Origin of the sequence: Microcystis sp. M169S2, from assembly GCF_020245865.1 — a bacterium.
In the GTDB taxonomy this organism is placed as follows: Bacteria; Cyanobacteriota; Cyanobacteriia; order Cyanobacteriales; family Microcystaceae; genus Microcystis; species Microcystis ichthyoblabe_A.
In genome coordinates, this window is sequence record NZ_JADBUB010000061.1 from 1 (window position 1) to 3,480 (window position 3,480).

The window sequence follows — 3,480 nt, forward strand, 5'->3', positions numbered from 1 at the left end:
AGCTACTCTAAATCTTTTGGCTAACTCACGTTGTGAGAGGTTATTCTCCTCGTAGGTCTCGATGATCTTTTGTCGCAAGTCTAAAGAATAGGGCTTCATCGGGTCGTGGCTCCTGCCTAGGTCTATAATTTATTGTCCTCTCCTATTGTACCTCATGCAAGTGCATACCGCTATAATTGATTTTTTCTGAGAAAACAAATTACAATTCTTCACCTTGATAAACATCCATCATTGTAGCTATAATCCTTACTGGCAATGGGTTGTAAGCAATGTATTAGTAAAAATTATCAATTGAATGTTAAGAAGTGCGGAAGGTGGGATATTACACTTGGCTGTTGAGGGTTTTGAACACTTACCCATGGTTTTTGTTTTAATCGTGAATTTCTTCTTTCCTTTAACAACCCTCATTTAGGCGATTTTGTCAATGCGTAACTCCTATAATCCTCGAAACAGTTAATTTTCAAGGATCGGGTAAATACTTTAGTCGGAGGTCTCTTCAGCCGTTTGCTAGGATTACCCTAACGCACGAGTTTCCAGAGATTTCCCTACTTTTTTTACTTTCCAGTTTGACAATTAGTCAATCTTTGGGCTCTTCTGGTTTTTGTGTGTAAACGGGGTCTATACTGATAGTTTCTTCATCAAAATAGTCCTAAAAGTCTTTCCCAGTTAACATTTCACGACTCTATAAGCAAAAATTATCACAAAAAGTCGAGAAGAGCCATCTTTGGTCAGCTCTGTTAGGCTGGAATGGCTTACTTGACGCTCTTGATTGTATTGCCTTTGCCGATATAGAGAATATTCGGCTTGTAGTCACCTTTGGCATCGCTCTGATAGTTTGCATAGGTACAGATAATCAATCGGTCGCCAAGTGAAACCAAATGAGCAGCCGCACCATTGACGCAAATGATTCCAGAATTGTCCTCAGCGCGAATAGCGTAAGTCGTGAATCGATTACCATTGGCTAGATTATATATCTGTATCTGTTCGTACTCACAAATATCGGCCGCGTCAAGAAGCACGCCATCGATTGAACAAGAACCCTCGTACTCGAGTTCAGCGTGGGTCACATATGCTTGGTGAAGCTTGGCTTTAAGCATAATGCGACTGTTGAAGTTGAACTGCGTTTGCATAATTTGTTCCTCTTAGTCTAAATTATCCTATCGTTTTGGTCACCTTAAATTGACTCCAATATTAAACACATAACTATCCCCTCAATAATTTGCTGGGAAATGGCGGTTTGTGTATTAATGCGTCAATCGCGGCAATGGGGTTACTTAAGTTCAGCACTTTCAGCAACTGTACGAATTGCGACGGTTTAAAATGACCCAGTCTCGTTGTACCGCGTTGCTATTCACCATATCTAGGCATTACAAAACTCGATAGCAGAAGCTAACAAAGGGAAAATACTATTTTAGTATTCCTTTGTTAAGAAGGATGAAATCGAGATGTATGCCCCTTATTCAAAGCCGTTAACCCCTGTGGGTTCAATAGTTGGCCGTTTTATTAACGTCTTTTGGCTCTTCTGGTTTCTGTGTGGAAACGAGGTCTATACTGATAGTTTCTTCCGCAAAATAGCCCTAAAAGTCTTGTCCGATAAGCATTTCAGGACTCCATAAGCAAAAATTATCACACAAAGTCGAGAAGAGCTCGTCCTTTTCGATTACTATCTCAGTTATGTTGCCCATTAGACCTTTGCCTGTGATAGAGGTACAAAGAGAGTTAGCAACAACTACGGAAGCCGGGCACTCCAAAGGTAGCTCTTGCTATAGGATCTGCACCCATGTGTACTAGATCCAGACCAACTTTTTCGTCCATTATGAAGACTAGCACCTGGAAGCATACCTTTACTAAGTATCTTGATCCCGTTTCTCACAGATTTTAATTCGTTATTCATGCCATCCAGCACATCGCCAATACCCCCTATATAAAATATTTCTCACGAGATATCAAAATATCACTCTTTATCATAAATTACAACATTCACGGTAAAAAATCTTCGCTGCAATCACTCAAAACCTCTCTGGGCTTACACCAGAACAGCGTGCGAGTGAAGCGGTATCTGGAATTATTCGACTGTGTGAGCGACCATTCGGTGGTGTTTGACATTAGACCTCTTGCAAAAGTCTTTCGTGATACAATAAAAGGTTATTTATTTTTGCCAATACTCTCACGAGACAGCGATCGCCACAATGAGATAGTGTTGCCAGCGTAATAAAAGAGTTTTTTTTGTGATACTGTTTAAAATCTGTCCTTAATAGATAAAAAACAGAATAAGAGTAGGAAATTTGCCGAAACGAATAGGTTATGTCGAAAGAAATTTAAGCGTTTAACGGGAATGAGTCGCCGAACTTTCTATCTGATTGTTAACATCATTAAAGAATACGAAAAAAAGAAGAATAAGCTGGGTCGTCCTTGTAGATTAATCCCAGAAGATCAGGTTTTAATAGCTATTCAATACTGGCGGGAATATCGGACTTATTTTCACATTGGGTGCGAGTGGGGAGTCTCAGAGTCGATGGTTTGTCGAACTGTGCATAAAGTCGAAAAGTTATTGATAAAATCGGGAAAATTATCGGCTCTTCTCGACTTTGTGTGATAATTTTTGCTTATGGAATCCTGAAGTGCTTATGGAGCAAGACTTTTAGGACTATTTCGCCGAAGAAACTATCAGTATAGACCTCGTTTCCACACAGAAGCCAGAAGAGCCAATTATCCCTACCTGGACAAAAAGAATTAAGAAAATTATCCGACCCAGACACCGTTCTAGTCATCGATGTGATGGAAAGTCCTATTGAAAGACCAAAGAAAGGGCAAAAAGGGTTTTATAGTGGAAAACAAAAGGAACATACTTTGAAGACGCAGGTGATTATTGATTTAAAAACGAAGAAGATAATGTGTTTAAGGCATGGAAAAGGAAGAATGCACGATTTTAAATTATTCCAAAAAAGTCAAGTAAAATTACCTAAAACAATAAAATTATTAGCAGATAAAGGCTACCAAGGAATTGTAAAAATTCATGAACTAAGTGAGATTCTTATTAGGAAACCAAGAGGAAAGAATTACTCGGAGGAGCAGAGGAAATATAATCGGGAATTAGGGAGAATAAGAGTAGCTGTAGAAAATGTTAATCGCTGTTTAAAAATCTTCAAAATTCTCTCTTACCCCTATCGAAATCGCCGATATAAATTTGGATTAAGAAGTCATTTAATCGCTGGAATTTACAATAGACCTCTTGCATAATTTTTTTATGGTATAATATAAGGCTTTGCTTTTTTCTCAATTCTTAGATTGAAGTGGAAAAAAGAATAAAATGTGATCTTAGGTCAGGAAATCATCTATAATTTTGCTATGTTTATTAGCAAAATTATGGATTATCAAAACTTATCAGATGAACAATTCAAACGCCGTTTCGGTGTGTATAAACAAACATATAGAAAGATGGTAGAATCAGTAAAAAGTGTTGAAGCCGACTCTAATTCA

Annotated in this window: 1 protein-coding gene and 4 pseudogenes; 4 read left to right on the top strand and 1 reads right to left on the bottom strand. The window is 38.1% G+C overall.

Annotated features, from left to right (window positions below; all coding sequences use genetic code 11):
• Positions 1–752 precede the first annotated feature (752 nt).
• The gene (gene panD, locus IM485_RS06470; RefSeq protein ID WP_104397087.1) at positions 753–1,130 is read right to left on the bottom strand and encodes an aspartate 1-decarboxylase; all 378 of its coding nucleotides are present in this window, start codon (positions 1,128–1,130) and stop codon (positions 753–755) included.
• Between the two features lie 1,205 nt (positions 1,131–2,335).
• Between panD and IM485_RS06475 the strand changes: the two are divergent.
• The 4 pseudogenes from IM485_RS06475 to IM485_RS06485 form a co-directional block, all read left to right on the top strand.
• Positions 2,336–2,568 (top strand): annotated as a pseudogene (locus IM485_RS06475) (helix-turn-helix domain-containing protein); the annotation flags it as partial.
• Between the two features lie 20 nt (positions 2,569–2,588).
• Positions 2,589–2,795 (top strand): annotated as a pseudogene (locus IM485_RS22665) (hypothetical protein).
• A pseudogene (locus IM485_RS06480) lies at positions 2,710–3,240 on the top strand (transposase family protein); the annotation flags it as partial. The pseudogenes IM485_RS22665 and IM485_RS06480, both read left to right, overlap by 86 nt.
• Positions 3,241–3,348: 108 nt before the next feature.
• Positions 3,349–3,480: pseudogene (locus IM485_RS06485) on the top strand (IS5/IS1182 family transposase); the annotation flags it as partial.

Bases quoted from the DNA above. Each gene is read 5' to 3' on its own strand.
- panD (WP_104397087.1), bottom strand. From the start codon at position 1,130: ATGCAAACGCAGTTCAACTTCAACAGTCGCATTATGCTTAAAGCCAAG.